Raw genomic sequence first — 26,837 nt, 5'->3', positions numbered from 1 at the left:
CCGGCACGGTAGCCAACCGGTGTGGCCGCTGTGAAGGTTGATGTGCGATATGCCCGATACATTTTCGTGACCTTGAGTCCGGGGCGCGGATGGAGGGGGGCGGCTCGGGCGGCCGATGCCGTTCTGAGGCATCCATGCCTCCTGTTCCCAATGGGCCGATACGCACTGCTCGGCGCCGGGCGGTGTGTGGCGTGATGGCATGACTTCGCACGGTGATCGGCGGGCCGCGCACCGCCCCGGATGGTGTGATGTTCTCCAGGCGGCAGCCGGTTGTCGGTGGGGCCGCCTAGACTCGGAGAGCGATGAGCAGCCTCTTTGACGACAGCTTCCTGGCGGACCTCCAGGCCCCACGGGCCCACGGGGAAGAGCACCCGCCACCGCCCGAGGACGATCACACTCCGGAGCCGCTTCCGGAGGATCTGTTCGGCGGGAAGTTCGACGTGCCGCCGGACCGCGACGCCTACTACCGCGACGGCGCCCCGCGCCCGGCCCTCGACGCCGCCGCGCTGCTGGAGGGGCTCAACGAGAACCAGCGCGCGGCCGTCGTCCACTCCGGCACCCCGCTGCTCATCGTGGCCGGGGCCGGGTCCGGCAAGACGCGCGTGCTCACGCACCGCATCGCCTACCTGCTCGCCGAGCGGAACGTGCATCCGGGCCAGATCCTGGCGATCACCTTCACCAACAAGGCCGCCGGCGAGATGAAGGAGCGCGTCGAGCAGCTCGTCGGACCGCGGGCGAACGCGATGTGGGTGATGACCTTCCACAGCGCCTGCGTCCGCATCCTGCGCCGGGAGAGCAAGAGGCTCGGGTTCACCTCCTCGTTCTCGATCTACGACGCCGCCGACAGCAAGCGGCTGATGGCGCTCGTCTGCCGGGACCTCGACCTCGACCCGAAGCGGTTCCCGCCCAAGTCGTTCAGCGCCAAGATCAGCAACCTGAAGAACGAGCTGATCGACGAGGAGGACTTCGCCGCCCAGGCCACCGACGGGTTCGAGAAGACCCTCGCCCAGGCGTACGCGCTGTACCAGTCGCGGCTGCGGGAGGCCAACGCCCTCGACTTCGACGACCTGATCATGACGACGGTCAATCTGCTGCGCGCCTTCCCGGACGTCGCCGAGCACTACCGCCGCCGGTTCCGCCATGTGCTGGTGGACGAGTACCAGGACACCAACCACGCGCAGTACGCGCTGGTGCGCGAGCTGGTCGGCACGTCCGAGCACCCCGTCGACGTACCGCCCGAGGCCGAGGTCCCGCCCGCCGAGCTGTGCGTGGTGGGTGACGCCGACCAGTCGATCTACGCCTTCCGGGGCGCCACCATCCGCAACATCCTCCAGTTCGAGGAGGACTACCCGGACGCGACGACGATCCTCCTGGAGCAGAACTACCGCTCCACACAGACCATCCTCAGCGCCGCCAACGCCGTCATCGAGCGCAACGAGTCCCGCCGGCCCAAGAACCTGTGGACCAACGCCGGCGCGGGCGCGCGCATCACCGGCTACGTCGCGGACACCGAGCACGACGAGGCGCAGTTCGTCGCCGACGAGATAGACCGCCTGACCGACAAGGGCGAGGCGAAGGCCGGCGACGTCGCCGTCTTCTACCGGACGAACGCCCAGTCCCGTGTCTTCGAGGAAGTCTTCATCCGCGTCGGGCTGCCGTACAAGGTCGTCGGCGGTGTGCGCTTCTACGAGCGCAAGGAGGTCCGGGACGTCCTGGCCTACCTGCGGGTCCTGGCCAACCCCGAGGACTCCGTCCCGCTGCGCCGGATCCTGAACGTCCCCAAGCGCGGCATCGGCGAGCGTGCCGAGGCCATGATCGACGCCCTGTCGCAGCGGGAGAAGATCAGCTTCCCGCAGGCCCTGCGGCGCGTCGACGAGGCGTACGGCATGGCCGCGCGGTCGACCAACGCCGTCAAGCGGTTCAACGCGCTGATGGAGGAGCTCCGCACGATCGTCGAGTCCGGCGCGAGCCCGGCGACGATCGTGGAGGCCGTCCTGGAACGGACGGGGTACCTCGCCGAGTTGCAGGCCTCCACCGACCCGCAGGACGAGACCCGGATCGAGAACCTCCAGGAACTCGCGGCCGTGGCCCTGGAGTTCGAGCAGGAGTCGGCCGAAGGCGAGGAGTCCGGCGGGCTCGCCGCCTTCCTGGAACGGGTCGCGCTCGTCGCCGACTCCGACCAGATCCCGGACGAGGAGGAGGACGGCTCCGGAGTCATCACCCTGATGACGCTCCACACCGCCAAGGGCCTGGAGTTCCCGGTCGTCTTCCTCACCGGCATGGAGGACGGCGTCTTCCCGCACATGCGCGCCCTCGGCCAGGCCAAGGAGCTGGAGGAGGAGCGGCGGCTCGCGTACGTCGGCATCACGCGTGCCCGGGAGCGGCTGTACCTGACGCGCTCGGCGCTGCGCAGCGCCTGGGGCCAGCCGTCGTACAACCCGCCCTCCCGGTTCCTGGAGGAGATCCCGGCCGCGCACGTGGACTGGAAGCGGACGGGCGGGAGTTCGCCCCTGTCGTCCGGTCCCGCCTCCGGGGTGGCGGCGTCGCTGTCCTCGTCCCGCTCGCGCTCCTCGGCGTCGGGCGCGTCCGGGTTCGCGACGCGGCGCACCTCGGAGAAGCCGGTCGTGCAGCTGTCGGTGGGGGACCGGGTCACGCACGACCAGTTCGGCCTCGGCACCGTGATGGCCGTGAAGGGCACGGGCGCGAACGCCGAGGCGACGATCGACTTCGGCGAGCCCAAGCCGAAGCGGCTGCTGCTCCGGTACGCGCCGGTGGAGAAGCTCTGAGGCCGGTGGAGAAGCGCTAAGGCCGGTTCGGAGAAGCTCTAAGGGGGGTCTCGCCGATCACGCCGGGGCCCGGCCTGATCGGCGAGACACCCCCAGCGCGTCGGCGGACGCGAGACGGCCCCCGCTGCCGGAAGGGACGGGCGCCGGTGCTGCTTCGCCGAGCGGGCGTCTACGTGGGGTCCAGGCCGTGGCTGCGCAGCCAGGCCAGCGGGTCTATCGCCGAACCCCCACCGGGCCGGACCTCGAAGTGCAGGTGCGGGCCCGTGGAGTTGCCCGAGTTGCCGGAGTACGCGATCGGGTCGCCGGCCTTGACCGTCGTACCGGAGGCGACGCGGTACGTGGAGAGGTGGCAGTACCACGTCTCCGTGCCGTCCTTCGCGGTCACGATCATCATGTTGCCGTAGGCGCTGTTCCACTGCGTGCGGACGGTGCCGTCGGTCGCGGCCAGCACCGTGGTGCCGTACGAGACCGGGAAGTCGATGCCCGAGTGGACCGACATCCAGTTGATGCCGGACTGGCCGAAGTAGGCGCTCAGGCCGTGCTGCGCGACGGGGACCGCGAATTTCGGGCGCAGCCGCTCCTTGCGGGCCGCCTCCTCGGCGGCCTTCCGCTTCTCGGCCGCCTGCTGGGCCTTGAGGTCGATGCGCTCCTGCGTCCGGCTGGCCCGGTCGGCGAAGTCGTCGGCGCCGGCGGAGAGGCTCTCGAGCTGGCTGTCCAGCTTGTTGTTCGCCGCGGACGGCTTCACCGCGTCGCCCTCGGCGGCCAGCGTGGTGGGTTCCTTCTCGTCGGTGAGGTCACCGACGGACGCGGCGGCGATGCCCGCCACACCCATCACACACGCCGACGGCACGGCGATCGTCAGCAGCGCGGAGCGCTTGGGGGGCGTACGGCGACGGGAGCGCGCCCCGCTGCGGGAGGCGGCACGCGGCGCCGGGGCCGGAGTGATCTCCTCCTGGTCGTCGAGAAGCGGCTCGACGACGGGGAGTTGGCCCGTCGAGGCCGGGTCGGAGGCGTCCTGGGCCGGGTCGTCGTAGCCCGACTCGTTCTCGTACGCCGACGGGTCCTGGTACGCGGACTGCTCGTCGTAGGCGGCCGGGTCGTAGGACGGGTGCTCGACCTGCTCGAAGTGCGCGGTCGTCTGCTGGTCGAAGGATTCTGCTGCCGGCTCGTACTCGTCGGGGGCCGGTGCGGCGCCGCCGTCGGAGTTCCACTGCGTGGCGTCGTACGCGCCGGTGTCGAAGGTCTGCGTGCCCCACTCCCACTGCTGGGTGGGGTCGGCCGGGGCGGCACCGGTCGGGTCGGGCTGGAGCCAGGCGTGCGCGTCCCACTGCCCGGACGCGTCATGGCCGTTGGCCTGCTGCGGGACGAAGGCGAGACGCTCGTGCTCGGAGGTCCAGGCACCGGTGTCGTACGCGCCGGTGCCGTACGCGGTGTGCTGCTCGCCCGCATAGGTGTCGTACTGCGCGGTGTGGGTACCTGTGGACCACTGGGTGGCGTCGTAGGCGCCCGTACCGTCACCGGGGAGGCTGCCGAAAAGGGGATCCGCGTCGAACGTCGTGGTCGCGTGGCCGGCGGCATAGCCGGTGGCGTCGTAGGTGCCGTACGCGCTCGCGTCACCGTAGGGCGCTTCCTGAGAGCCGTACGACGCGTACTGCGCCGAGGCGGCATCGGAGGCCGAGACCGGGGAGGTCATGGTCCCCGACGGGTGACGATCGTTCACCAACTTCTCTCTCGCCTCGACAACAGGGGCTGCCAGAGCAGTGCGGCGACTGTACCCGGCGGTACGTGGGCGCGACAATCTTCAGCAGGTTTTAGGCGCGCAGGAAACGGGCATTCGGCCGTGTTTTGGCGGTCAGTGGGCGCGACTTTGGCCTTGTGTTCGAAGGCTGTTCGATGCCGAGCGGGCGTTGCGCGGGCCGCCGGGCGGTCCTGGGCCGGCCGGGGCAGGTGACGGTGCTCGACCGAGAGTGATCAGCCGGCACCGGACCGCTCACGCCACCGTCAGACCGCCGGCCTCCCGGAGCGTGCCCGCTTCCGTGTGAACGGTGTCGAGGGCCTGCCGTATGCCCGTCGCCACGGCCGGGTGGATCGGCAGCGCGAGGTGGCCGATGCCCGTGACGCGCACGTTCTGCGCCATCAGGTCGGGATGGTCGATGCAGGCCGTCTCCAGCGGGACCATCAGATGGTCGAGGTCGCTCCAGAAACTCACGAAGTGCGTACGGCAGCCGGGTGCGGGCCGGGCCAGCTCCTCGAGGAGGGTCGATCCGGGGCGCATCTGACGCACGACCGGGTGCGCGTTGGCCAGGGGGGCGACGGTGGTGCCGGAGTGCGGTGTACCGAGTGTGACGAGGGTGCGGACCCGGAGGTCGCCGCCGAGGCACTGCACGTAGTAGCGGGCGATCAGCCCGCCGAGGCTGTGCCCCACGATGTCGACCCGGCTGCTGCCGGTGCGCTCGCAGATGCCCTCGATGTGCCGTCCGAGCAGCTCGGCGGCGGTGCGGATGTCGCAGGTCAGCGGGGAGTAGTTGAGCGACTCGACCTGATGCCTGCCGTGCTGGGCGAGGCTGCGGCGCAGCAGGACGAACACCGAGCGGTTGTCGATGAAGCCGTGCAGGAGGACGACGGGCGGTGCCGCCTCGGTCGGCAGCTGGGCGGTGTCCCGCGCGGGGAGCGTGCCGGGTGAGCGGCGCTCCTGGGCGATGCCGCACGGATAGAGCAGCACATGGCCGGCCAGGATCGCGATCTCCAGGGCGGTCGCCTTCAGCAGGGTGAGGGAGAGGCCGGCGAGCCCGCTGGGGAGCAGGCGTCGGCAGAGCGGGAGAAGGGGGAGTGCCCCGGTGACCTTCATGGCCGACCTCCTTGTGGCACGCAGGAGACGGCTCCGGCCCCCGTGTGCCCTCGTGGGAAGTCGCGGCGGAGGCGGCCGGCGGGCAGCGGAAGGGAGGCGGGGTGAGCGAGGCGTGCGTGGTGCGCCGGCTCTGGCGGCCATGCCGCGCCGGTGACCTGAGGGTGCTTGCCGCCGGTGCGGCGACGAGCTCCCGCTGACGTGCCTTACCTGCCCTGTATGTCCTTCGTGCCACCGCCGACGTGTCACATCACCACGCGCGCCGTCCGGTGGCGCGGTGGTGCGACGACCTCGTTTGCGGCTCCTTGTGCGCGTGGTCCCGTCCACGACGTACGCACCACTCGTCAACGCGGCGCATGTGCCGCGATGAGGGGAACGTGCGCGGCGAACGTGTCCCATGTGTGATTTGCCCCTCGGTCAGCACCGCGAAACTGACGGTTGCGAGATGCTGGGGATAACGTGCGTTCACTTCCGGGCGGTGTGGCCCGGGCGTCCGTGCGGTCGTCGCACGTCCGGCACGGTGGGTGACGGACAGTGCGATACGTGCACCATGTATGACATGTAGGCCCAGCGCGGCATACCTCATATATGAGCGGTACTTGTCGGTACGGATGGATGTAGTCGCTTCATGGAGGCAGTGATGGGTGTGGCAGCCGGTCCGATCCGCGTGGTGGTCGCCAAGCCGGGGCTCGACGGCCACGATCGCGGGGCCAAGGTGATCGCGCGGGCGCTGCGCGACGCCGGTATGGAGGTCATCTACACCGGGCTCCACCAGACTCCGGAGCAGATCGTCGACACCGCGATCCAGGAGGACGCCGACGCGATCGGCCTCTCCATCCTCTCCGGCGCCCACAACACGCTCTTCGCCGCGGTGATCGACCTGCTCAAGGAGCGCGAGGCGGAGGACATCCTCGTCTTCGGCGGCGGCATCATCCCGGAGGCGGACATCGCCCCGCTGAAGGAGAAGGGCGTCGCGGAGATCTTCACGCCGGGCGCCACGACGCAGTCGATCGTGGACTGGGTCCGCGAGAACGTGCGGCAGCCGGCCGGGGCGTAGGCGCCGGCGCCGGCCTGGGCGGTGGCCTGGCGGGTGCGGGCTGGTGGGTGGTGTTCTGGCGGGGCGCGGGCGGCGGGTGGCGGGGCGCGGGCCGCAGGCCGGGTGGCGTCGCTGGTGACGGGGGCCCCGGGGTCACGTCTCCGGGGTGACGCCCCGGGGCTTGTCCCCGCATCGCCGGGCCTACCTCCACGGGTCTGCCTGTTCCGGGCCGGACCGGCCTCCGTGTCCGGGCCCGACTCCGGCGTTGGGGCTGGGCCTGCCTGTTCCGGGCCGGGCCCGGCCCCGGCATTCGGGCTGGCTCACCGCGCGGGTCCGCCAAGGGGCCCGATCTGAGCCCGCCGCTCCGGCTTGCGGCCCTGAGACGGGCACTGCGGGCCCGCCTCCCCGGGGTCACGTCCTCGCGAGGCCACCGCCGTGGAGCAGATGCTCCGTACTCACCGGCCTGAGCCGTCCGTTTCCGACCTGCCCGCCTCCCTGAGCCGTCCGTTCCCGACCTGCCCGCCTCCCTGGGCCGTCTGTGTCCCACGCGCCTCCCTGGGTTCACCCGCCGTGGACCCACCTTCCCGAGGCACGGCGCCTCAGGACCCACCGCCCTGGGAGCACCACTCCGGACCGGCCTCCCAGGCTGTCCGGCCCGGGGCGGCTGTTCCCGGTCCGCATCCTTGGGCTGATCGTCCCGGGGCACCGCCCTCGGCCGACACCGCCCTCGGCCGACACCGCCCTCGGTCGGCTCCTCCCGCCCGGCCCTTCCCGCCCCGGCTCCTCCCGCTCCGCCTCCTCTGGCTGGCTGCCCCGGGGGAACCGCCCGCGGCTAGCCGTTTCCGGCGTACCGGTCCGGGTCCTGCCGCTTCCAGCCCAGCCCGAATGTGCCCCTGAGATGGGCCGCACCGGTCGCCGCCCTCGTGGTCGCTGGTTGCCGGCCCGGCCGACGCCCGTGTGCCCGTCAGCCCCGGGGCGGCTCCCTGCCGTCCAGTTCGGCGATCATCGTGGCGCGTAGCCGCAGCGTCGTGACCAGGCGCTGGAAGGATTCCGCCCAGTAGCCCGTCGCTCCGGGGGACGCGTCCTCCGGCTCGTCCGATATGGACAGGAGGCCGTCGAGGCGGGCTGCCTCGGACGGGTCGAGGCAGCGTTCGGCCAGGCCCATCACTCCGCTGAACGACCAGGGGTAACTCCCGGCGTCCCGCGCGTTGTTGAGCGCGTCGACCACCGCGCGTCCGAGCGGCCCGCTCCACGGCACGGCGCACACGCCCAGCAGCTGGAACGCCTCCGACAGGCCGTGCGTCGCGATGAACCCGGCCACCCACTCGGACCGTTCGCCCGCGTTCAGCGTGGCCAGGAGCTTGGCGCGCTCGGCCAGGGACACCGCCCCCGGACCACCCGCCTCGGGTGCCGCCGGCGATCCGAGCAGCGCCCGTGCCCACGCGGCGTCCCGCTGCCGTACCGCCGCCCGGCACCAGGCCGCGTGCAGCTCGCCCTGCCAGTCGTCCGCCACCGGCAGGGCGACGATCTCCTCCGGTGACCGCCCGCCGAGCCGCCTCGCCCAGGTGTCCAGCGGGGCCGCCTCCACCAGCTGCCCGAACCACCAGGACCGTTCACCCCGGCCCGGCGGCGCCTTGGCCACGACTCCGTCGCGTTCCATGGCCGCGTCGCACTCGTGCGGTGCCTCCACGGTGAGCGCGGGCGCCTCCCCGGTGTGGTCCACGGCCACGCACGCCCCGGCGCGGACCGCCATCCTGGCCGCGAGCGCCGAGCCCGGCAGGGCCGACAGCAACTCCGCGGCCGTGGCGCGAACATTGCGGCTGCGGTCGCCGAGCGCCTGCTCCAGGAAGGGCTCGTCCCGCGGGCCCAGTCCGGTGCGCAGCGAGTCCAGGAACATCAGCCGGTCCTCGGCCCGCTCCGTCGCCCAGGTCGTGGTCAGCAGCTCGCGCGCGGCCGACGGCTCCCGGGCGCGGATCGCGGCGAGCAGGGCGACCCGCTCCGCGAACAGCCCCTCCTGCCACAGCTGCCCCACTTGGGCCGCGTCCTCGAGCGGCGGCAGGGCGGTACCCCCGCCGGGCGCCGTGCGGAGCGCGAACCGCCAGTCCGGGTTCAGCCGGGCCAGCCACACCGCGCGCGGGCCCGCGAAAGTCAGCGCCGCCGGCCGCAGATCCGTGCGCCCCCGGGCGGCGTCCAGCAAGGCGGGCAGGGACTGCGGCGGAGGGGCGAAGCCCCGCTCGTTGGCAGCGGCCAGCCACTGCGGCAGCAGCTCCATCAGGTCCGGTGCCGAGCCCCGGCGGCCACCCCCGCCCGCCCCCGGACGGTCCGCCAGCAGCAGCGCCAGTCGGCGGGCCGCCGCCGGAGGAAGCGCCGGGCGCGCGTCCTCAGGAGCGGGCCTCGGGCGGTCCGCCGCGCGCGCCGGACGCAGCCCGGCACGTCTCCGGACGGTCTCCACGGCCGCGCGGTCCAGCAGCGCGGCCGGAGCCTCCTGGCCGGGCGGGCATCCCGGCGGGGTGCGCCGGTCCGTGCCCAGTAGCGCGGCCGTGACGAGCTCCTCCCAGGGGTCCGGCGCCGGGGCGTCCAGGGGAAGGGAAGGGCTGTTCATGTCGGTCGTCCCTCTCTGCCGTTGCCGTCGTGCCGGGGGCCGACGTGGGGTGATGGGCGCTCGCCGGGGGACGGGCGCCGCGCGGCGGTCACCACAGGCGCACCGCCTCTCCGCTCCCGTCGGCCCAGGCCGTGAGCGGTGTGAAACCGCGGTGGCCGCACTCGCCGAACACCGTGACCGGTGCGCCGCCCGACAGTGCGACCAGCCGCCACAGCCCGGGCCGGGAACGGGCGGCCGCGGTGAGTGGCAGCGCCGAGTCCGCTTCGGCGTCCGCCAGCTGCCACGCGTCGCCGTCCGCGACGGGCACCACCCGGTCCAGGGTGACCGGCACCGAGTCCAGCCACGGATCGCGGCGCAGCGCCTCGCCGTACCGGGCGGCCGCCTCCGCCGTCGTCACCCCCGGCGGCCGGGCCGCCGTGGGCGCCGGCGGTGCGAACTGCTCGCCCAGGGCCGCCCGCACCTGCCCGGCGCCCCCGTACGCCGCCACCTCCGCGTCGAGCGCCAGCCCCACCGGCAGGGACAGCTCCGGGGCGCGGCCCGCCGCCCCGTAGGAGAGGAGGAGCGCGGTGCGGCCCGAGTCGGTGCCGTGCAGCCAGATCCGGCGCGTCGTCAGTTTCACGTCCGCCGTGTCGTACTGCGCGAGCACCAGCCAGCGGTCGCGTATCGGCGGTCCGTCCGCCGAGGAGGGCAGGCCGATACGGGAGCGGACCGTCTCCGCCAGCTCGGCGGGCAGGCGCTCACGGCCCAGCCAGCCCTGGTCGAGGAGGTGCGCCAGCGCGCACTCCTCCAGCAGTCGCACCGGCCAGCCGGGACCGGAGGCCGGTATCGCCCCCAGCTCCCGCACCCGCGCGGCCAGCCCCGGCGCCTGGGCGTCGACCATCCGGGCCGCCGTCTCCTCCCACAGCCCGTACCCCGCCTGCTCCGCGCCCGCGAGCCCGCCGCGCAGGAGGTCGGCGAGTCGCTGCTCCAGCTCCGTCGCCCCCGCCGTGACCCGCAGCGCCCGGCGCTCGGTCCGGCGCCGCGCCGCCTCCGGATCGGCTGCGGCCGCGGAGGAGCCCGCGGGACCCGCCGCCCGCTTCTCCTGGGCGCGCTGCCGCCGGCCCGCCAGCCACTGCTCCGCCCAGTCCGGCGCCTGCCTGTCCGGCACGGCCCCGTCCCCACCCGCCCAGAGCAGCAGCAGCCCGAGCGCGTGCTTGCACGGGAACTTACGGCTGGGACAACTGCACTTGTACGCGGGTCCGGAAGCGTCCGCGAGGTCGATCACCGTCTGATACGGCTTGCTGCCACTGCCCTTGCACAGTCCCCACACCGTCCCCTCGTCGGAGCTCCCCACCTCGGACCACGGCCCGGCCGCCCCGAGTTTGCTTCCCGCTTTGCGTGATGCGGCGTCAGGTGCCAGTGCCAGCACCTGGTCCGCGGTCCAGCGCACCCCCTGCTGAGTCATGTCCCCGAAGGTAGATCCCGCCACTGACAATCGGTCCGGCGCGGCCGCTCACGACCGGGTTTCCGCAGGTCACAACGTGTTGTCAGTGCGGTGGTGCAGGGTGGGACCCAGATCCGAACCGGCTGAGCTGGAGGGGGACTTTGCCATGACTGTGTCCGTTGAGCCGACGTCCGTCGACCCGGGGGCGACGGAGGAGGCCCAGGCGTTGCGACCGCACGCCGAGGACGCCTTCGCCCACGAACTGGCCGCGCTGGCCGCGCAGGACGACCGTCCGCGTCCGGCCCGCTGGAAGCTGTCGCCGTGGGCCGTGGCCACCTATCTGCTCGGCGGCACCCTCCCGGACGGCACCGTGATCACCCCGAAGTACGTGGGCCCGCGCCGCATCGTCGAGGTCGCCGTCACCACGCTCGCCACGGACCGCGCCCTGCTCCTGCTCGGCGTGCCCGGCACCGCGAAGACATGGGTCTCGGAGCACCTGGCCGCCGCGGTCAGCGGCGACTCGACGCTGCTGGTCCAGGGCACGGCCGGCACCCCGGAGGAGGCCATCCGCTACGGCTGGAACTACGCGCAGCTGCTCGCGCACGGCCCCAGCCGGGACGCGCTGGTGCCCAGCCCGGTCATGCGGGCCATGGCGGAGGGGATGACGGCGCGGGTCGAGGAGCTGACCCGCATCCCGGCGGACGTGCAGGACACGCTGATCACGATCCTGTCGGAGAAGACGCTGCCCATACCGGAGCTGGGGCAGGAGGTGCAGGCCGTCGGTGGTTTCAACCTGATCGCCACCGCCAACGACCGGGACCGCGGGGTCAACGACCTGTCGAGCGCGCTGCGCCGCCGTTTCAACACGGTCGTGCTGCCGCTGCCGGAGAGCGCCGACGCGGAGGTGGAGATCGTGTCCCGCCGCGTCGACCAGATCGGCCGCTCCCTCGATCTGCCGTCGGCGCCCGACGGCACCGACGAGATCCGCCGGGTGGTCACCGTGTTCCGTGAGCTGCGCGACGGGGTCACGGCCGACGGCCGGACGAAGCTGAAGTCGCCGAGCGGCACGCTCTCGACGGCCGAGGCGATCTCCGTCGTCACCAACGGCCTCGCGCTGGCCGCCCACTTCGGGGACGGGGTGCTGCGGCCGGGGGACGTCGCCGCGGGCATCCTCGGCGCCGTCGTCCGCGATCCGGCCGCCGACCGGGTCATCTGGCAGGAGTACCTGGAGGCGGTCGTCCGGGAGCGGGACGGCTGGACGGACTTCTACCGCGCCTGCCGCGAGGTGAGCGTGTGAGCGACGACCTCGGGTGGGGCCGCCCCGGCGGCGGGTCGAAGCCGGGCCCGGCGTCCGGCCGGCCGGGGTCCGGCGGCCGCCGGGCGGGATGAGCGGCGACGCCGCGAGCCGCACAGGCCGGGTGAGCGGCCACGGCGAGGGCCGGGTGCGGTGTGAACGGGGGACAGACGGGTGCACGGAGCGAGGGGGTCGATGTGACAGGCGTTGACGAGACCGCGAGCGACGGCGTGGGGGCGGCCTCCGGGGCCCGGCCCGCCGGGCCGCTGCTGCTCGGGGTGCGGCACCACGGGCCGGGGTCGGCGCGGGCGGTCCGCGCGGCCCTGGACGCGGCGCGGCCGCGCACCGTGCTGATCGAAGGACCGCCCGAGGCCGACGCCCTGGTACCGCTCGCCGGCGACGAGGCCATGCGGCCACCGGTCGCCCTCCTCGCCCACGCCGTGGACGAGCCCGGCCGGTCGGCGTTCTGGCCGCTCGCCGAGTTCTCCCCGGAGTGGGTGGCGCTCCGCTGGGCCGTGGAACACCAGGTTCCGGCACGTTTCATCGACCTGCCCGCCACGCACACCCTGGCGTGGAGCAAGGACGGCGACACGGAACCGGAGGCCGGCGCCCGGCAGGAGGACACGGAGGACCGCCGCGAGGACACCGGGGACGCCCCGGCCGACGTCCGCGTCGACCCCCTCGCCGTGCTCGCCGAGACCGCCGGCTACGACGACCCCGAGCGCTGGTGGGAGGACGTCGTCGAGCACCGCACGGCCGGCGGGGACGCGTTCGCGCCCTTCCAGGGGCTGGAGGAGGCCATGGCCGCCCTGCGGGAGGTGTACGGCAGCGGCGGGCACGACCGGGACCTGGTGCGCGAGGCATACATGCGCCTCCAGGTGCGTGCCGCGCAGCGTGAGTTCGGGGACGACGTGGCCGTCGTGTGCGGGGCGTGGCATGTGCCCGCGCTGCGGCGGAAGAGCACGGTCACCGCCGACAAGGCGCTGCTGAAAGGGCTGCCCAAGGTCAAGGCCGAGATGACCTGGGTGCCGTGGACGCACCGCAGGCTGGCCCGCGCCAGCGGTTACGGCGCGGGCATCGACTCGCCGGGGTGGTACGGGCATCTGTTCGGCGCGCCCGACCGGCCCGTCGAGCGCTGGATGACCAAGGTGGCCGGACTGCTGCGGGACGAGGACCGCATCGTCTCCTCGGCGCACGTCATCGAGGCGGTCCGCCTCGCGGAGACGCTGGCGGCGATGCGCGGCCGCCCGCTGCCGGGGCTGAGCGAGACCACCGACGCGATCCGGGCGGTGATGTGCGACGGCTCCGACGTGCCGCTGGAGCTGATCCGGGACCGGCTGGTCGTCGGGGACGTGCTGGGGGAGGTACCGGAGGCGGCACCGGCCGTGCCGCTGCAGCGGGACCTCGACCGCCTCCAGCGCCGGCTGCGGCTCAAGCCGGAGGCGCTGGAGCGGGAGCTGGAGCTCGACCTGCGCAGGGAGAACGACGCCGAGCGCAGCAGGCTGCTGCACCGGCTGCGGCTGCTCGGCGTGGCATGGGGCGAGCCGGTCGCGTCGCGGGGGAGCACCGGGACCTTCCGGGAGACATGGCGGCTGCGCTGGGAGCCGGAGCTGGCGGTGCGGGTCGCCGAGGCCGGGGTGTGGGGGACCACCGTGCTCGCCGCGGCCACCGCCAAGGCCGAGGCCGACGCCGTCGCCGCGCAGGGGCTCGCCGACGTCACGGCGCTGGCCGAGCGCTGCCTGCTGGCCGAACTGCCGGACGCACTGCCGGTGGTGATGGGCGTCCTGGCCGATCGGGCGGCGCTCGACGCGGACGTCGGGCATCTCGCCCAGGCCCTGCCGGCGCTGGTGCGCTCCCTGCGGTACGGCGATGTACGCGGCACCGACACCGGCGCGCTGGCGGAGGTGGCGGCCGGGCTCGCCGAGCGTGTCTTCGTCGGCCTCCCCCCGGCCTGCGCCGGCCTCGACGCGGACGCGGCGGACGAGATGCGGCGCCATGTGGACGCGGTGCACGGGGCCCTGGGGCTGCTCGGGGACGCGGTGACCGGGATGCGGCCCCGCTGGCACGGGGTGCTGCGGGTGCTGTCCGGCAGGGACACCGTGCCCGGCGTCATCAGAGGGCGCGCGGTGCGGTTGCTCTTGGACGACGGGGAGCTGCGGCAGGAGGACGCCGCGCGGCTGATGGGGCTGGCGTTGTCGCCGGGGACTCCGCCGGCGGACGCGGCGGCGTGGATCGAGGGCTTCGTCGGCGGGGGATCCGGCGGCGGGATGCTCCTCGTGCACGACGAGCGGCTGCTCGGCCTGGTCGACACCTGGCTGACGGGCGTGCCGGCGGAGGCGTTCACCGACGTGCTGCCGCTGCTGCGGCGCACCTTCTCGGCGTACGAGCCGGGCGTCCGGCGGACGCTGGGCGAGCTGGTCCGGCGTGGACCGGGGGAGCGGCAGGGCGTGGGCGCCACCGGGGGCGGCATACCCGGCTTCGCCGACGAGCTGGACATCGAGCGGGCGGACGCCGTGGTGCCGGTCGTACGCCTGCTGCTGGGACTGGACGGGCCGGAGGACGGGGCCGCCGGGCGCGGCCGCCCCGCCACCGACGACCTTATGGGGGCGACGGGATGACGACCGAGGGACTGCTGGAGCGCGGGGAGCCCGCCGGTGCCGGGACGACGGGTGCCGCGCGGCAGCCGCGCCGGACCCCGGCCCAGGGGCGGGCGGCGACGCCCCGGACGGTGCCGGTGATGCCGCTGTGGGAGCGCCGGGGCCACGAGGGGGCGTGGCGGTGAGGCGGATGCCGGCGCGCAGGGTCCGTGAGGGAGCGCGCGCATGAGCCGGTGGCGGGAACGGTGCCGAAGGGGGACACACTGATGACGACCGAACTGAGGGACCCGGCGAACGAGCGGCTGCGCCGCTGGCGGCTGGTGCTGGGCGGGGACGACGCCGACGGCACCGGGTGCGCGCTCTCCGGCAAGGACGCCGCGATGGACGGAGCGCTCACGGCCCTCTACGGCAGAGGCGACAAGAAGCAGACGGGCAAGGACCGTTCGGCGGGACTCGGGGCGTCGGCGCCGTCCGTGGCCCGCTGGCTGGGAGACATCCGGACCTACTTCCCCTCCTCCGTCGTGCAGGTCATGCAGCGGGACGCCATCGACCGGCTCGGGCTGTCCACGCTCCTGCTGGAACCGGAGATGCTGGAGGCGGTCGAGGCCGATGTGCACCTCGTCGGCACGCTCCTCTCGCTCAACCGCGCCATGCCGGAGACCACGAAGGAGACGGCGCGGGCCGTCGTGCGCAAGGTCGTCGAGGACCTGGAGAAGCGGCTCGCCACCCGCACCCGCGCCACGCTCACCGGCGCCCTCGACCGCAGCGCCCGGATCAACCGGCCGCGCCACCACGACATCGACTGGAACCGCACGATCGCGGCCAACCTCAAGCACTACCTGCCCGAGTACCGCACGATCGTGCCGGAGCGGCTCATCGGCTACGGGCGGGCCTCGCAGTCGGTGAAGAAGGAGGTCGTCCTCTGCATCGACCAGTCCGGGTCGATGGCGGCGTCCGTGGTGTACGCGTCGGTGTTCGGGGCCGTACTGGCGTCCATGCGGTCCATCGACACCCGGCTCGTCGTCTTCGACACGGCGGTGGTCGACCTGACCGACCAACTGGACGACCCCGTCGACGTGCTCTTCGGCACCCAGCTCGGCGGCGGCACGGACATCAACCGGGCACTGGCGTACTGCCAGTCGCAGATCACCCGGCCCGCCGAGACGGTGGTGGTGCTGATCAGCGACCTGTACGAGGGCGGCATACGCGACGAGATGCTCAAGCGGGTCGCGGCGATGAAGGCGTCGGGCGTGCAGTTCGTGGCGTTGCTGGCGCTGTCCGACGAGGGGGCGCCCGCCTACGACCGCGAACACGCGGCTGCACTCGCGGCGTTGGGCGCACCGGCCTTCGCCTGCACGCCCGACCTGTTCCCGGAGGTGATGGCGGCGGCCATCGAGAAGCGGCCGATCCCGGTGCCGGACACGCCCTGACGGCCGGTCACCGGCCGGGCGGCGGGCCTGTGGTCCCGGACTCCGGGCAGAAACGGACATGATGACCCATCGGTCACCGAGGGCTTGCGCGACCTCGGGAGGGGCGTGCAAGGATCGGCGTCCCGCCAGCGGTGTGACGTGTTCCGTAAGCGCTTGCACCCCGGCGGCCCCTGTCCTTCGCCCCACCCCACGGGAGGCCCCCCACCGTGTCCCGGCCCGCCGCCTCACCGGGTGCCGCACCGCGCGTGCTCCAGCTGGTACTGCTCGTCGGGGGTCTCTTCGTGCTCGGGCTGCTCTGGGGAGAACGGGCCGACGCGGCGGAGGGCGTGGCGGACAAGGAGTCGCGGCTCGCGTCCGTGACGGTGACGGGTGCGCGGGCGACGGCCGTGGCGGTGACGGACGGGACGGACGGGACGGAGAAGCCGGCCGCGGGCCGGGACACGGCCCCGCATGCGACTTCGGTGGTCCCGCCCGTGCGCGACCTCGTCCGGACCGTGACCGAGGACGTGGAGCGGACCGTCGAGCAGACGGTCTCCGGCGCATTCGCCAAGGTGCGGAAGCAGCTGCCGCCACCCCCTGCGCCGCCTGCCTCACCGCCGCCCCCCGCACCGCCTGCCTCACCGACACCGCCCGGGACGCCGCACTGGCCCGGTCGGGAGGTGCCCGGCCTGCCGGACCCGCCCGCGGCCGATGTCCCTGGTCTGCCCGATCTCCCCGGCCTGCCCGATCTCAGCGTCCCGGAAGAGACCGCGCCGACGCCCCAGCCCGCCTGCGAGACCACTGTGCCCGAGGCGCCGGCGCCGGGGAATCACCGTGACCGCACGAAACGCATCGGCGAGGGATCGACCGGTGCGTACGGCCCCCGGAACGACCTGCGCCGTGCTCAGCCACTCGCCTCCAGCGTCCCGACCGGCGCGGACGGCACGGCGTCCGGCGGCGCGGGCGCTGTCGCCACGCAGCCGGACGCGCGGTTCGGATACGGCCCTGTGCGGCAGGGGCCGGCGGATCACCTGGCCGGTGTGCCGGGCCACCGTTCGGGTGGGGACAACAACGGCCCTCGGTACGCGGACGCCCACGCGGTGTCCGTGGAGTACCGGGTGCCGGTGCGACTGGTGCCCGGCGTCCCCGTCCGGGCGGAGGCTGACGAGACGCGGGACCGGTACGGGGACGTCCCGGTGTCGCCCGCCTAGCCGCCGAACGCCGGCGCCGGAGCTTCTCCGGGCCTCCCGGGCCTCCCAGCCCCTCCCGGCCCGCCCGAGCCGCTTCGCTGTAGCGCCGCTACGCAGCCCGCACAGCCGCGACCGCGACGCCTCGCAGCCTGTGCCCCCCGACCGCCGGGCCGGCGCCACCTCGCCCGCTGCCCGGCCCGGCCGCGCACGCAACCGACACCCGTCATGCGCACCCGCGCACCCGGCACCCGTCATGCGCACCCCCGCACCCCGCACCGGCACCCCGCACCCGGCACCAGCGCTCCGCCCCCCCCACGGCCGCCGCAGCGCTCCCGCGGAGCCCGTGCGGCGCCGCCGCGTCATCAGGACGCCGGCCATCCGACTCGCGGGCGGACGGACCCGGACGGCCGAAAACCGTCGGTCGTTCGGGCCCGGACCCCGCGGACAGGCCGGGGTGATCCCCATTGGGGTGGGGATCACCCCGGCCAGAGCCCGCGGAAGCGGCCCAGTTCCCTCGCTTCCGGGCTGTTCAGAGGGCCTCACCGGGTCGACCCCAACCCGGTGAGGCCCTTCCCCTTCGTCCATGCGTTCGGCACGGCGTGCCAGTGATATCCACCGATCGCGGCATCATGTGACAGGTATCACCGCTCACGTGTGACATGCGATTTAGAGAGGTCCGCCCGGCGGCGATAACCTGCGAGACGGACATGCCGCGCGCTCGGACACCGTGTGCGCCTCCCCTGTGACAGAGCGGACGTCACGTTGCCCTTCGCGGCACGCCCACGCATCCAACGAACCGCGAGATCACTGATAGGGACGGAAGCGCGTGGACCTGTTCGAGTACCAGGCGAGGGACCTCTTCGCCAAGCACGATGTACCGGTGCTGGCCGGTGAAGTCATCGACACGCCTGAGGCGGCCCGCGCAGCCACTGAGCGTCTCGGTGGCAAGTCCGTCGTCAAAGCCCAGGTGAAGGTCGGTGGCCGCGGCAAGGCCGGCGGCGTGAAGCTCGCCGCGACCCCGGACGAGGCCGTCGCCCGCGCGACGGACATCCTCGGCATGGACATCAAGGGCCACACGGTCCACAAGGTGATGATCGCCGAGACGGCCCCGGAGATCCTGGAGGAGTACTACGTCTCCTTCCTCCTCGACCGTGCCAACCGCACCTTCCTCTCCATCGCGTCTGTCGAGGGCGGCATGGAGATCGAGGAGGTGGCCGCCACCCGTCCGGAGGCGGTCGCCAAGATCGCGATCGACGCCATCGACGGCGTGGACGAGGCCAAGGCCCGCGAGATCGTCGAGGCCGCCAAGTTCCCGGCCGAGGTCGCGGACAAGGTCGCGAACGTCCTGATCAAGCTGTGGGACACCTTCATCAAGTCGGACGCCCTCCTCGTCGAGGTCAACCCGCTCGCGAAGGTCGCCTCCGGTGAGGTCATCGCCCTCGACGGCAAGGTGTCGCTCGACGAGAACGCCGAGTTCCGCCACCCCGAGTACGAGGAGCTCCACGACAAGGACGCCGCCAACCCGCTCGAGGCGGCGGCCAAGGAGAAGAACCTCAACTACGTCAAGCTCGACGGTGAGGTCGGCATCATCGGCAACGGCGCGGGTCTCGTCATGAGCACCCTGGACGTCGTCGCGTACGCCGGTGAGAACCACGGCAACGTCAAGCCCGCCAACTTCCTGGACATCGGCGGTGGCGCCTCCGCCCAGGTCATGGCGAACGGCCTCGAGATCATCCTCGGCGACCCGGACGTCAAGTCCGTCTTCGTCAACGTGTTCGGCGGCATCACCGCCTGTGACGAGGTCGCCAACGGCATCGTCCAGGCCCTGAAGCTGCTGGAGGACCGCGGCGAGAACGTCTCCAAGCCGCTCGTCGTCCGCCTCGACGGCAACAACGCCGAGCTCGGCCGGCAGATCCTCACCGACGCCAACCACCCGCTGGTGCAGCGCGTCGACACCATGGACGGCGCGGCCGACAAGGCCGCCGAACTGGCTCACGCCGCCAAGTAAGCACTCAGGACGAGGACACAACACACCATGGCTATCTGGCTCAACAAGGACAGCAAGGTCATCGTCCAGGGCATGACCGGCGCCACGGGCATGAAGCACACCAAGCTCATGCTCGGTGACGGCACCGAGGTCGTGGGCGGTGTGAACCCGCGCAAGGCGGGTCAGACCGTGGACTTCGACGGCACCGAGGTACCGGTCTTCGGCACCGTCAAGGAGGCCATCGAGAAGACCGGCGCCAACGTCTCCGTCATCTTCGTGCCGGAGAAGTTCACCAAGGACGCGGTCGTCGAGGCCATCGACGCCGAGATCCCGCTGGCCGTCGTGATCACCGAGGGTATCGCCGTGCACGACACGGCCGCCTTCTGGGCGTACGCCGGCAAGAAGGGCAACAAGACCCGCATCATCGGCCCGAACTGCCCCGGCATCATCACCCCGGGCCAGTCGAACGTCGGCATCATCCCGGGCGACATCACGAAGCCGGGCCGTATCGGCCTGGTCTCGAAGTCCGGCACGCTGACGTACCAGATGATGTACGAGCTGCGTGACATCGGCTTCTCGACCGCCGTCGGCATCGGTGGCGACCCGATCATCGGCACCACGCACATCGACGCGCTCGCCGCGTTCCAGGCCGACCCCGACACCGACCTGATCGTCATGATCGGTGAGATCGGCGGCGACGCCGAGGAGCGCGCGGCCGCGTTCATCAAGGACAACGTGACGAAGCCGGTCGTCGGCTACGTCGCGGGCTTCACCGCGCCCGAGGGCAAGACCATGGGCCACGCCGGCGCCATCGTCTCCGGTTCGTCCGGCACCGCCCAGGCGAAGAAGGAGGCCCTGGAGGCCGCGGGCGTCAAGGTCGGCAAGACCCCGACCGAGACGGCGAAGCTCGCCCGCGAGATCCTGAACGGCTGAGTCCGGCTCCGGCATCGCGCGCTACGTCGGTGGGCCCGTCCCCGGGTGGGGGCGGGCCCACCGACGTTTCGGCGGGGCCGTCGCGCCGGGAGCTTCTAGAAGGGCTGGGGCGCGAGCCGCTCCGGGCCGTCATGCGGCTCCGAGCGGAGCTTGTCGCGCAGCTCCTGCTCCCTGTGCGACAACGGCCCCGGCGCCACCGGCGGCGGTACCCCGTGCACCGTCGCCCCCGGTGGCACCGGCGGTTCGTAGCGGGTCGGGGCGGTCCGCAGCGTCAGCGCGGTCGTGCCGATCAGCGCCACGGTGAACGCGATCGCCGCACGCGTCCAGAACCGGGCCCGGCGTTCGCCGCCCTCACGGACGGCCGGGGCGGCGGGGGCCCGTAGACGCTCCGCCGAGGCCAGTTCGGCCAGCCGGCGACGAAGATCGTCCGGGTCGGACAGGGCGGGCGTCCGGGTGGCGAGGGCTGCCCGGGCGAGCAGGATGCGGTGGGCGGCGACCGGGGTGGTGGCCTCGGTCTCGGCCGCGGTCTCCGGCAGGTCGAGCCCCACACCGTCGTACAGCAGCAGGGTGCGGCGCTGTGACGGGGTGAGGCCGAGCAGGAGGTCGAGCAGGAGCCGGTCCGCGGTGTCGGCGGGCGGGGGCTCGGGATGCCGGTAACGGGGACGGAACCGGTGCCAGGGCGACAGGGCGAAGTCGTACGCCGTCGCCCGCACCCAGCCTGCCGGGTCGGGGTCCCGGGCGACCTCGGGCCAGCGCTGCCAGGCGATCTCGAAGGCCCGCTCGACGGACTCCCGCGCCAGTTCCCGCCGCCCGGTCAGCAGATAGGTCTGCCGTACGAGGGCGGGGGCGCAGAAGGCGTAGAGCGCGTCGAACGCCTGGGCGGGGGTGAGGGGTCGGCCGGGCTGCCGGCGATCGGGGCCGTCACCCTCGGCCCCGATCTCCAGCTCCGCTCGACCCGCCGTCACGTCGACATCACCCGCGGGTCCCTGATGCTCCCTTCGCTCCTCGAGGGACCTCAGCAGCTCCAGGTACGCCTCGCCCTCCCGGCCCCGCGGAACCGCACGGTCGGTCTCCCACGCGCGCACCGTGCGGCGGCTGACGCCGACCCGTTCCGCGACCTGAGCCTGCGTCAAGGACCCGGCCTCGCGCAGGCGTCGGCGCTCCGTGGGCGGGGGAAGCGGGATTGCCGGGCTCTGCGTCACAGTGCACCCCTCCGCGTGAAAAAGTACATAAACGTATATTGGGCGACACTTCGGAGGTTCGCCTGTTGCGAGGGTTGAGCGCGTGTCGTTGGGAGCATGGCGGCGTGATCGAGATGACCGCTCGCCGAACGCCCCTGTCGTCCCTGCTCACACGGCTGCGCCATCGCACCCCCGGGCTGAGTGCCAGCCTTCTCAACGGGGCGGTCGCCGCGGCGCTCGGGCTCGGGGCCCTCGTGGTCCTGGTGATGGTGCTCTGGGTCATCTCGCCGTACCCCGACAGCGGGCCCGGCGGCGCACTGCGGATCGCCGCCGTGCTGTGGCTGCTGGGACACGGCGCCGAACTGGTCCGCGCCGACACCCTCTCCGGGGCCTCCGTGCCGGTCGGGGTCACCCCGCTGCTGCTCTTCGTGCTGCCGGTCTGCCTGGTGCACCGGGCGGCCCGGGACGCGGCGGCGGACGGCGGGGACGGCGCCCCGCCCGTGCCCGGGCCCACGGCCTGGGCGGGAGTCGTGCTCGGCTACCTCGGCGTGGCGACGGCGGCGGCGCTGTACGCGGGCGGAGGTGTCCTGAAGCCGTCCTGGCTGTCGGCCGTGCTGTGCGTGCCTCTCGTCGTGATGGTGGTCGCCGGGGTGGGCGTGTGGACGGCGTGCGAGCGCCGTCCTGAGGCGGCGCACGGGCTGCTCGGCGCGCTGCCGGGCCGCGCGCGGCGGCTCGCGCAGGGACCGGACGCGCCGGCCCGGCTCGCGGCGGCGGCCCGTGCGGCCGGGGCGGGCGCGGCGGCGCTCGTCGGCGGCGGGGCGCTGCTGGTGGCCGCGTCCCTGGTGTGGCACGGCACGGACGCCCGCCAGACGTTCGCCGGACTGACCCAGGGCTGGTCGGGCCGGATCGGTGTCCTGCTGCTGTGCGCCGCGCTGGTGCCGAACGCGGCCGTGTGGGCGGCGTCCTACGCCCTCGGCCCCGGGTTCGTGCTCGGCGCCGGGCATGTGGTGGCCCCGCTGACCTCGGCACCGGCACCGCCCCTGCCGCCCTTCCCGCTGCTGGATGCCGTGCCGTCGGCCGGGGTCGCCGGGCCGCTCCAGTGGGCGGTGGCGGCGGTCCCGGTGATGGCCGGTGTGGTCCTGGGCCGGGGCGCCGCCCGGTGGGGCTCCGGCGCCGATCCCGGCGTACGGGGTGAGAGGGCCACCGAGACGGGTCGGACCCGCGGCGGAGGGACGCGGTCCGGGCCACGGACGCAGGGCGGGAGGGGCGCACCGCCCCCGGCCCGGCAGCCGGCCGCGCCGACCTGGTCGCCGCTGCGGACGGCCGCGGCCGCCCTGCTGGCGTCCGTCATCTGTGCGTGCCTCGTCGCGGTGCTGGCCGGGCTGTCGGGCGGGCCGGTCGGCCGGGGTGCCCTGGCGGAGTTCGGGCCGGTGTGGTGGCAGGCGGGTGCGGCGACGATGGTGTGGGTCGCGCTGGTGGGTGTCCCGGTGGCCGTGGTCGCCCGTGGCTGGCGGTGCCTGATGCACGCCGCCCGGAAGGACCCGGAGCCACGGGGCACGGCGATCGGTCCGCCCCGGGCGCCGACGGGCACGGTCACGGGCGGGCGCCCGGACGAGGCGGCGGCGGGCGGCTTGCGAGCGAGGCTGTCCCGGGGCGGCGGCCGGCGGGGGCGCTCACCGGAACCGGCGGACTCCCCGGACACGTCGGCCGGCGCCCGGAAGCGGGCCTCGGCGGGCGGGCGCGCGGGTCCGTTCACGGCGCTGGTGAAGGACCAGTCCGTACCGCAGCAGAGCGACGGCCCGCCCGGCGCCTCAGCCGCCCGGTACGACGGGGACGACGCCTACGACCCGGCGGAGAAGGTGCCGTACGGGGCGTACGACCACGACACGACGTTCGAGCCGGACGACTTCGACCCCACGGGCCCCGCAGCGAAGGCGCCGGACCCGAAGGCGCCGGACCCGAAGGCGCCGGACCCGAAGGCGCCGAAGGCGGAAGAGGCCGGCGACGAGGGCACGGCAGGCGCACCGGACGCCGCGACGCCCGAGGACGCCCAGCAGGCGCCGCCCACCCCGGACTCCCCGGCGGAAGCCGCGCACGAGGCAGACGCCGACTCCACGTCCGAAGCCGGCACCGCCCCCACACCCAAGACGCCCCCCGACTCCCCGCACCCGGACGACGCCGGCGCCTGACGGGACCGTGGACCGTCCGGCGGACGACCCCGCCGGACACGCGTCACTCGGTGCTGCCGAGCACCCCTCGCAGTTCCTCCGGCAGCAGTTGCTTGCAGGACTGCTGGGCCTCGCTGGTGAGCGCGTCGCTGCGGCAGGTGTAGTAGTCGCTGTAGACCATCTGCGCCGTGAACCCGGCGGCGACCACCGCGAGCGCGAGGGACGCCGTGACCAGGCCGCTGACCGCGGCGGTCGTCTGGGGGCGGCCGCCGGTCCGCGCGGGGGCCGGGCTGTCCGGGTCGGGGGTGCGCGGCTTGGCGCGCAGGCTGCTGATCCCCCAGTACAGGGAGAGCGCGCCCAGGAGCAGGGCCACGTAGGGCCAGCTGAACAGGGCGAAGAAGAAGGCCCACATACCGGAGAGCAGCGCGTAGCGGGCGCGGCGCTGCGCCGGGTCCGTCGGGTCCCAGCGCAGGTTCGGGCCCGGGGTGCCGCCCGGTCCGGGGCCCTCGGGGCCACCGCGGGGCTGCCGCTCGCCGAAGCCGCCGCCGGACGAGCGGCCGGGCTGGCGGTCGCTCCACTGGCTGCCCCACGGGGACTCGCCACCGTCGCCCTGCCCCTGCGCGTCGTCGTCCCCGCCCGAGGGGCGGCGGGGCTGCCAGGGCCGGTCCGGGGTGCCCTCGGGGGGTGGTGCGAAGGGGTTGTCGTCCTGCTTCCGGCCGTCGCCCCGCTCGTCGCCGCCCTGCCCGCCGGAGGGCGCGTCGGGCGGTGAGGAGGGGCGCTCCCGCAGCAGCACGCCGCTGTGCGCCCCTCCCTGCACCGGATGCGGGAGGAGCGTGTGGAGTCGCAGGCTGCGGTCCGGCATCAAATCGAGCGTCTTCCCTGTGGTCGGCTGCTGTCTGGGCTGGCTGGGTTGGCTGGGCTGTCTGAGCTGTCACTTCGAGAACGCACCGGACACCGCGCACGTTCCCGAGCCGCCCCGGCGAAGACGCTACCTTCCGGCCGGGCCCCCGTCCCACGGGGGCCGTACCCGGGTGCCGGTATCGTTGCTGGCGGTCGGCTGCTTCGTAGACTTCCCCGTATCCCGGGGCGCGACGCATTCGTATGAACGCACAAGCGGTGCTCGTCGTGCCGCCGGCCGCGAGAAGAACGCACCCCCGAGAAAGGGCTCATCGTGGCCGCCAAGCCCGTGGCCAAGCGCCTTGTCGTGCTGGTCTCCGGATCCGGCACCAACCTCCAGGCGCTGCTCGACGAGATCGCCGCCGTCGGATCCGAGGCGTACGGCGCCGAGATCGTGGCCGTGGGCGCCGACCGGGACGGCATCGAAGGGCTCGCCCGGGCCGAGCGCGCCGGGCTCCCGACCTTCGTCCGCAAGGTGAAGGACCACGGCAGCCGTGCGGAGTGGGACGCCGCGCTCGCCGAGGCCGTCGCCGCGTACGAGCCCGACCTCGTGGTCTCCGCCGGTTTCATGAAGATCGTGGGCAAGGAGTTCCTGGCCCGCTTCGGCGGCCGGTTCATCAACACCCACCCCGCCCTGCTGCCCAGTTTTCCCGGCGCCCACGGCGTCCGCGACGCCCTCGCGTACGGAGCCAGGGTCACCGGCTGCACCGTCCACTTCGTCGACGACGGCGTCGACACCGGGCCGATCATCGCTCAGGGCGTGGTCGAGGTCCGGGACGAGGACGACGAGAGCGCTCTGCACGAGCGCATCAAGGAAGTCGAGCGAAGGCTGCTCGTCGAGGTCGTGGGGCGGATCGCCCGCAACGGCTATCGCATCGAGGGACGAAAGGTAGTTATCCAGTGACCGCCGAGAGCAACAAGCGGGCCATTCGACGGGCGCTCGTCAGCGTCTACGACAAGACCGGTCTGGAAGACCTCGCGCGCGGCCTGCACGAGGCGGGTGTCGAGCTCGTCTCCACCGGCTCCACCGCCGCGAAGATCGCCGCGGCCGGCGTCCCCGTGACCAAGGTCGAGGAGCTCACCGGCTTCCCCGAGTGCCTGGACGGCCGCGTGAAGACGCTGCACCCGCGCGTGCACGCCGGCATCCTCGCCGACCTGCGTCTGGACAGCCACCGCGAGCAGCTCGCCGAGCTGGGCGTCGAGCCGTTCGACCTGGTCGTCGTCAACCTCTACCCGTTCCGCGAGACCGTGGCCTCCGGGGCGTCGCCCGACGAGTGCGTCGAGCAGATCGACATCGGCGGCCCGTCGATGGTGCGCGCGGCCGCCAAGAACCACCCGTCGGTCGCCGTCGTCACCAGCCCCGACCGGTACGCCGACGTCCTCGGAGCCGTCCGCGACGGCGGTTTCGACCTGGCCACCCGCAAGCGGCTCGCCGCCGAGGCGTTCCAGCACACGGCGGCCTACGACGTGGCCGTGGCGAGCTGGTTCGCGTCCTCCTACGCCCCCGTGGACGACTCCCGGTTCCCCGACTTCCTCGGCGCCACCTGGGAGCGCGAGAGCACCCTCCGCTACGGCGAGAACCCGCACCAGCCGGCCGCGCTGTACGTCGACGGCACCGGCAGCGGCCTGGCGAAGGCCGAGCAGCTGCACGGCAAGGAGATGTCGTACAACAACTACACCGACACGGACGCCGCGCGCCGTGCCGCGTACGACCACGCCGAGCCCTGCGTCGCGATCATCAAGCACGCCAACCCGTGCGGCATCGCGATCGGCGCGGACGTCGCCGAGGCGCACCGCAAGGCCCACGCCTGCGACCCGCTGTCGGCGTTCGGCGGTGTGATCGCCGTGAACCGGCCGGTCAGCAGGGAGATGGCCGAGCAGGTCGCCGAGATCTTCACCGAGGTCATCGTCGCGCCCGACTACGAGGACGGCGCCCTCGAGGCCCTCGCCAAGAAGAAGAACATCCGCGTGCTGCGCTGCCCCGAGCGCCCCGGCAACCCGGTCGAGGTCAAGCCCATCGACGGCGGCGCCCTCCTCCAGGTCACCGACCGTCTGCAGGCCGAGGGCGACGACCCGGCCCACTGGACCCTGGCGACGGGCGAGGCGCTCTCCGCCGGGGAGCTGGCCGAGCTCGCGTTCGCCTGGAAGGCGTGCCGGGCCGTGAAGTCCAACGCCATCCTGCTCGCCAAGGACGGCGCCTCGGTCGGCGTCGGCATGGGCCAGGTCAACCGCGTCGACTCCGCGAAGCTGGCCGTGGAGCGGGCCGGCGCCGAGCGCGCCCAGGGCTCGTACGCCGCGTCCGACGCCTTCTTCCCCTTCCCGGACGGCCTGGAGATCCTGCTCGAGGCCGGTGTGAAGGCCGTGGTCCAGCCCGGCGGTTCGGTCCGTGACGAGCTGGTCGTGGAGGCCGCGAAGAAGGCGGGCGCCACCATGTACTTCACAGGGACGCGCCACTTCTTCCACTGAGTAGCAGGACCCGGGGGCCCGCC

General features: G+C 73.6%; 18 protein-coding genes. 12 read left to right on the top strand and 6 right to left on the bottom strand.

Translation table 11 applies throughout. The annotated features are described in order from the left end of the window. The first annotated feature begins 302 nt into the window (after window positions 1–302). The gene (gene pcrA, locus ABZ899_RS19715; RefSeq protein WP_361347556.1) at window positions 303–2,786 is read left to right on the top strand and encodes a DNA helicase PcrA; all 2,484 of its coding nucleotides are present in this window, start codon (window positions 303–305) and stop codon (window positions 2,784–2,786) included. Between the two features lie 169 nt (window positions 2,787–2,955). Here pcrA and ABZ899_RS19710 read toward each other — a convergent pair whose 3' ends face one another. Both ABZ899_RS19710 and ABZ899_RS19705 read right to left on the bottom strand, forming a co-directional pair. After that, window positions 2,956–4,479, bottom strand: a complete 1,524-nt coding sequence (locus ABZ899_RS19710; RefSeq protein ID WP_361347756.1) for a M23 family metallopeptidase — start codon at window positions 4,477–4,479, stop codon at window positions 2,956–2,958. Window positions 4,480–4,776: 297 nt separating this feature from the next. Then, complete coding sequence (locus tag ABZ899_RS19705) at window positions 4,777–5,634, bottom strand: alpha/beta fold hydrolase (RefSeq protein WP_361347553.1); 858 nt, start codon at window positions 5,632–5,634, stop codon at window positions 4,777–4,779. Window positions 5,635–6,271: 637 nt separating this feature from the next. Here ABZ899_RS19705 and ABZ899_RS19700 point away from each other — a divergent pair. Beyond that, window positions 6,272–6,688 carry a cobalamin B12-binding domain-containing protein gene (locus ABZ899_RS19700; protein ID WP_062663918.1) on the top strand — a complete coding sequence of 139 codons (417 nt, stop codon included), beginning with the start codon at window positions 6,272–6,274 and terminating at the stop codon, window positions 6,686–6,688. A 943-nt stretch (window positions 6,689–7,631) separates the two neighbouring features. Here the strand turns inward: ABZ899_RS19700 and ABZ899_RS19695 are convergent. Together ABZ899_RS19695 and ABZ899_RS19690 are read right to left on the bottom strand one after the other, a co-directional pair. After that, window positions 7,632–9,269, bottom strand: a complete 1,638-nt coding sequence (locus tag ABZ899_RS19695; RefSeq protein ID WP_361347550.1) for a DUF5691 domain-containing protein — start codon at window positions 9,267–9,269, stop codon at window positions 7,632–7,634. A gap of 88 nt (window positions 9,270–9,357) precedes the next feature. Then, window positions 9,358–10,713, bottom strand: coding sequence for an SWIM zinc finger family protein (locus tag ABZ899_RS19690; RefSeq protein WP_361347548.1), 1,356 nt, complete (start codon window positions 10,711–10,713; stop codon window positions 9,358–9,360). A 145-nt stretch (window positions 10,714–10,858) separates the two neighbouring features. Between ABZ899_RS19690 and ABZ899_RS19685 the strand changes: the two genes are divergently transcribed. From ABZ899_RS19685 to sucD, 7 genes are all read left to right on the top strand, one after another. Next, window positions 10,859–11,989, top strand: coding sequence for an AAA family ATPase (locus ABZ899_RS19685; RefSeq protein ID WP_361347546.1), 1,131 nt, complete (start codon window positions 10,859–10,861; stop codon window positions 11,987–11,989). 227 nt (window positions 11,990–12,216) lie between these two features. Further along, window positions 12,217–14,604: a DUF5682 family protein gene (locus ABZ899_RS19680; protein WP_361347753.1), complete on the top strand. Its 2,388-nt coding sequence runs from the start codon at window positions 12,217–12,219 to the stop codon at window positions 14,602–14,604. Continuing rightward, window positions 14,601–14,768: a hypothetical protein gene (locus tag ABZ899_RS19675; RefSeq protein WP_361347544.1), complete on the top strand. Its 168-nt coding sequence runs from the start codon at window positions 14,601–14,603 to the stop codon at window positions 14,766–14,768. The genes ABZ899_RS19680 and ABZ899_RS19675 overlap by 4 nt, the downstream gene beginning before the upstream one ends. An 81-nt stretch (window positions 14,769–14,849) precedes the next feature. Continuing rightward, a complete protein-coding gene (locus tag ABZ899_RS19670) occupies window positions 14,850–16,013 on the top strand; it encodes a VWA domain-containing protein (RefSeq protein WP_361347542.1) in 1,164 nt (387 codons plus the stop codon). Window positions 16,014–16,258: 245 nt separating this feature from the next. Next, on the top strand, window positions 16,259–17,203 hold the full coding sequence (locus ABZ899_RS19665) for a hypothetical protein (RefSeq protein WP_361347539.1): 945 nt from the start codon (window positions 16,259–16,261) through the stop codon (window positions 17,201–17,203). 805 nt (window positions 17,204–18,008) lie between these two features. Beyond that, entirely contained in the window at window positions 18,009–19,190 is a 1,182-nt protein-coding gene (gene sucC / locus ABZ899_RS19660) for an ADP-forming succinate--CoA ligase subunit beta (protein WP_361347537.1), read from the top strand. Between the two features lie 27 nt (window positions 19,191–19,217). Continuing rightward, window positions 19,218–20,102, top strand: coding sequence for a succinate--CoA ligase subunit alpha (sucD, locus tag ABZ899_RS19655; protein WP_361347534.1), 885 nt, complete (start codon window positions 19,218–19,220; stop codon window positions 20,100–20,102). A gap of 95 nt (window positions 20,103–20,197) precedes the next feature. Here the strand turns inward: sucD and ABZ899_RS19650 are convergent, their stop codons facing one another. Continuing rightward, window positions 20,198–21,304, bottom strand: a complete 1,107-nt coding sequence (locus ABZ899_RS19650; protein WP_361347531.1) for a helix-turn-helix domain-containing protein — start codon at window positions 21,302–21,304, stop codon at window positions 20,198–20,200. Window positions 21,305–21,417: 113 nt separating this feature from the next. Between ABZ899_RS19650 and ABZ899_RS19645 the strand changes: the two genes are divergently transcribed. Then, the gene (locus tag ABZ899_RS19645; protein ID WP_361347750.1) at window positions 21,418–23,472 is read left to right on the top strand and encodes a DUF6350 family protein; all 2,055 of its coding nucleotides are present in this window, start codon (window positions 21,418–21,420) and stop codon (window positions 23,470–23,472) included. A gap of 43 nt (window positions 23,473–23,515) precedes the next feature. Here ABZ899_RS19645 and ABZ899_RS19640 read toward each other — a convergent pair whose 3' ends face one another. Then, window positions 23,516–24,313, bottom strand: a complete 798-nt coding sequence (locus ABZ899_RS19640; protein WP_361347528.1) for a hypothetical protein — start codon at window positions 24,311–24,313, stop codon at window positions 23,516–23,518. A gap of 309 nt (window positions 24,314–24,622) precedes the next feature. Here ABZ899_RS19640 and purN point away from each other — a divergent pair, with 309 nt between their 5' ends. Continuing rightward, window positions 24,623–25,252, top strand: coding sequence for a phosphoribosylglycinamide formyltransferase (purN, locus tag ABZ899_RS19635; RefSeq protein WP_361347526.1), 630 nt, complete (start codon window positions 24,623–24,625; stop codon window positions 25,250–25,252). Further along, window positions 25,249–26,814, top strand: a complete 1,566-nt coding sequence (purH, locus tag ABZ899_RS19630) for a bifunctional phosphoribosylaminoimidazolecarboxamide formyltransferase/IMP cyclohydrolase (protein ID WP_361347523.1) — start codon at window positions 25,249–25,251, stop codon at window positions 26,812–26,814. Before purN ends, purH begins: the two co-directional genes overlap by 4 nt. Window positions 26,815–26,837 lie beyond the last annotated feature (23 nt).

Origin of the sequence: Streptomyces sp. NPDC046859 (assembly GCF_040645135.1) — a bacterium.
In the GTDB taxonomy this organism is placed as follows: Bacteria; Actinomycetota; Actinomycetes; order Streptomycetales; family Streptomycetaceae; genus Streptomyces.
This window is presented reverse-complemented; position numbering and strand designations above follow the sequence as displayed.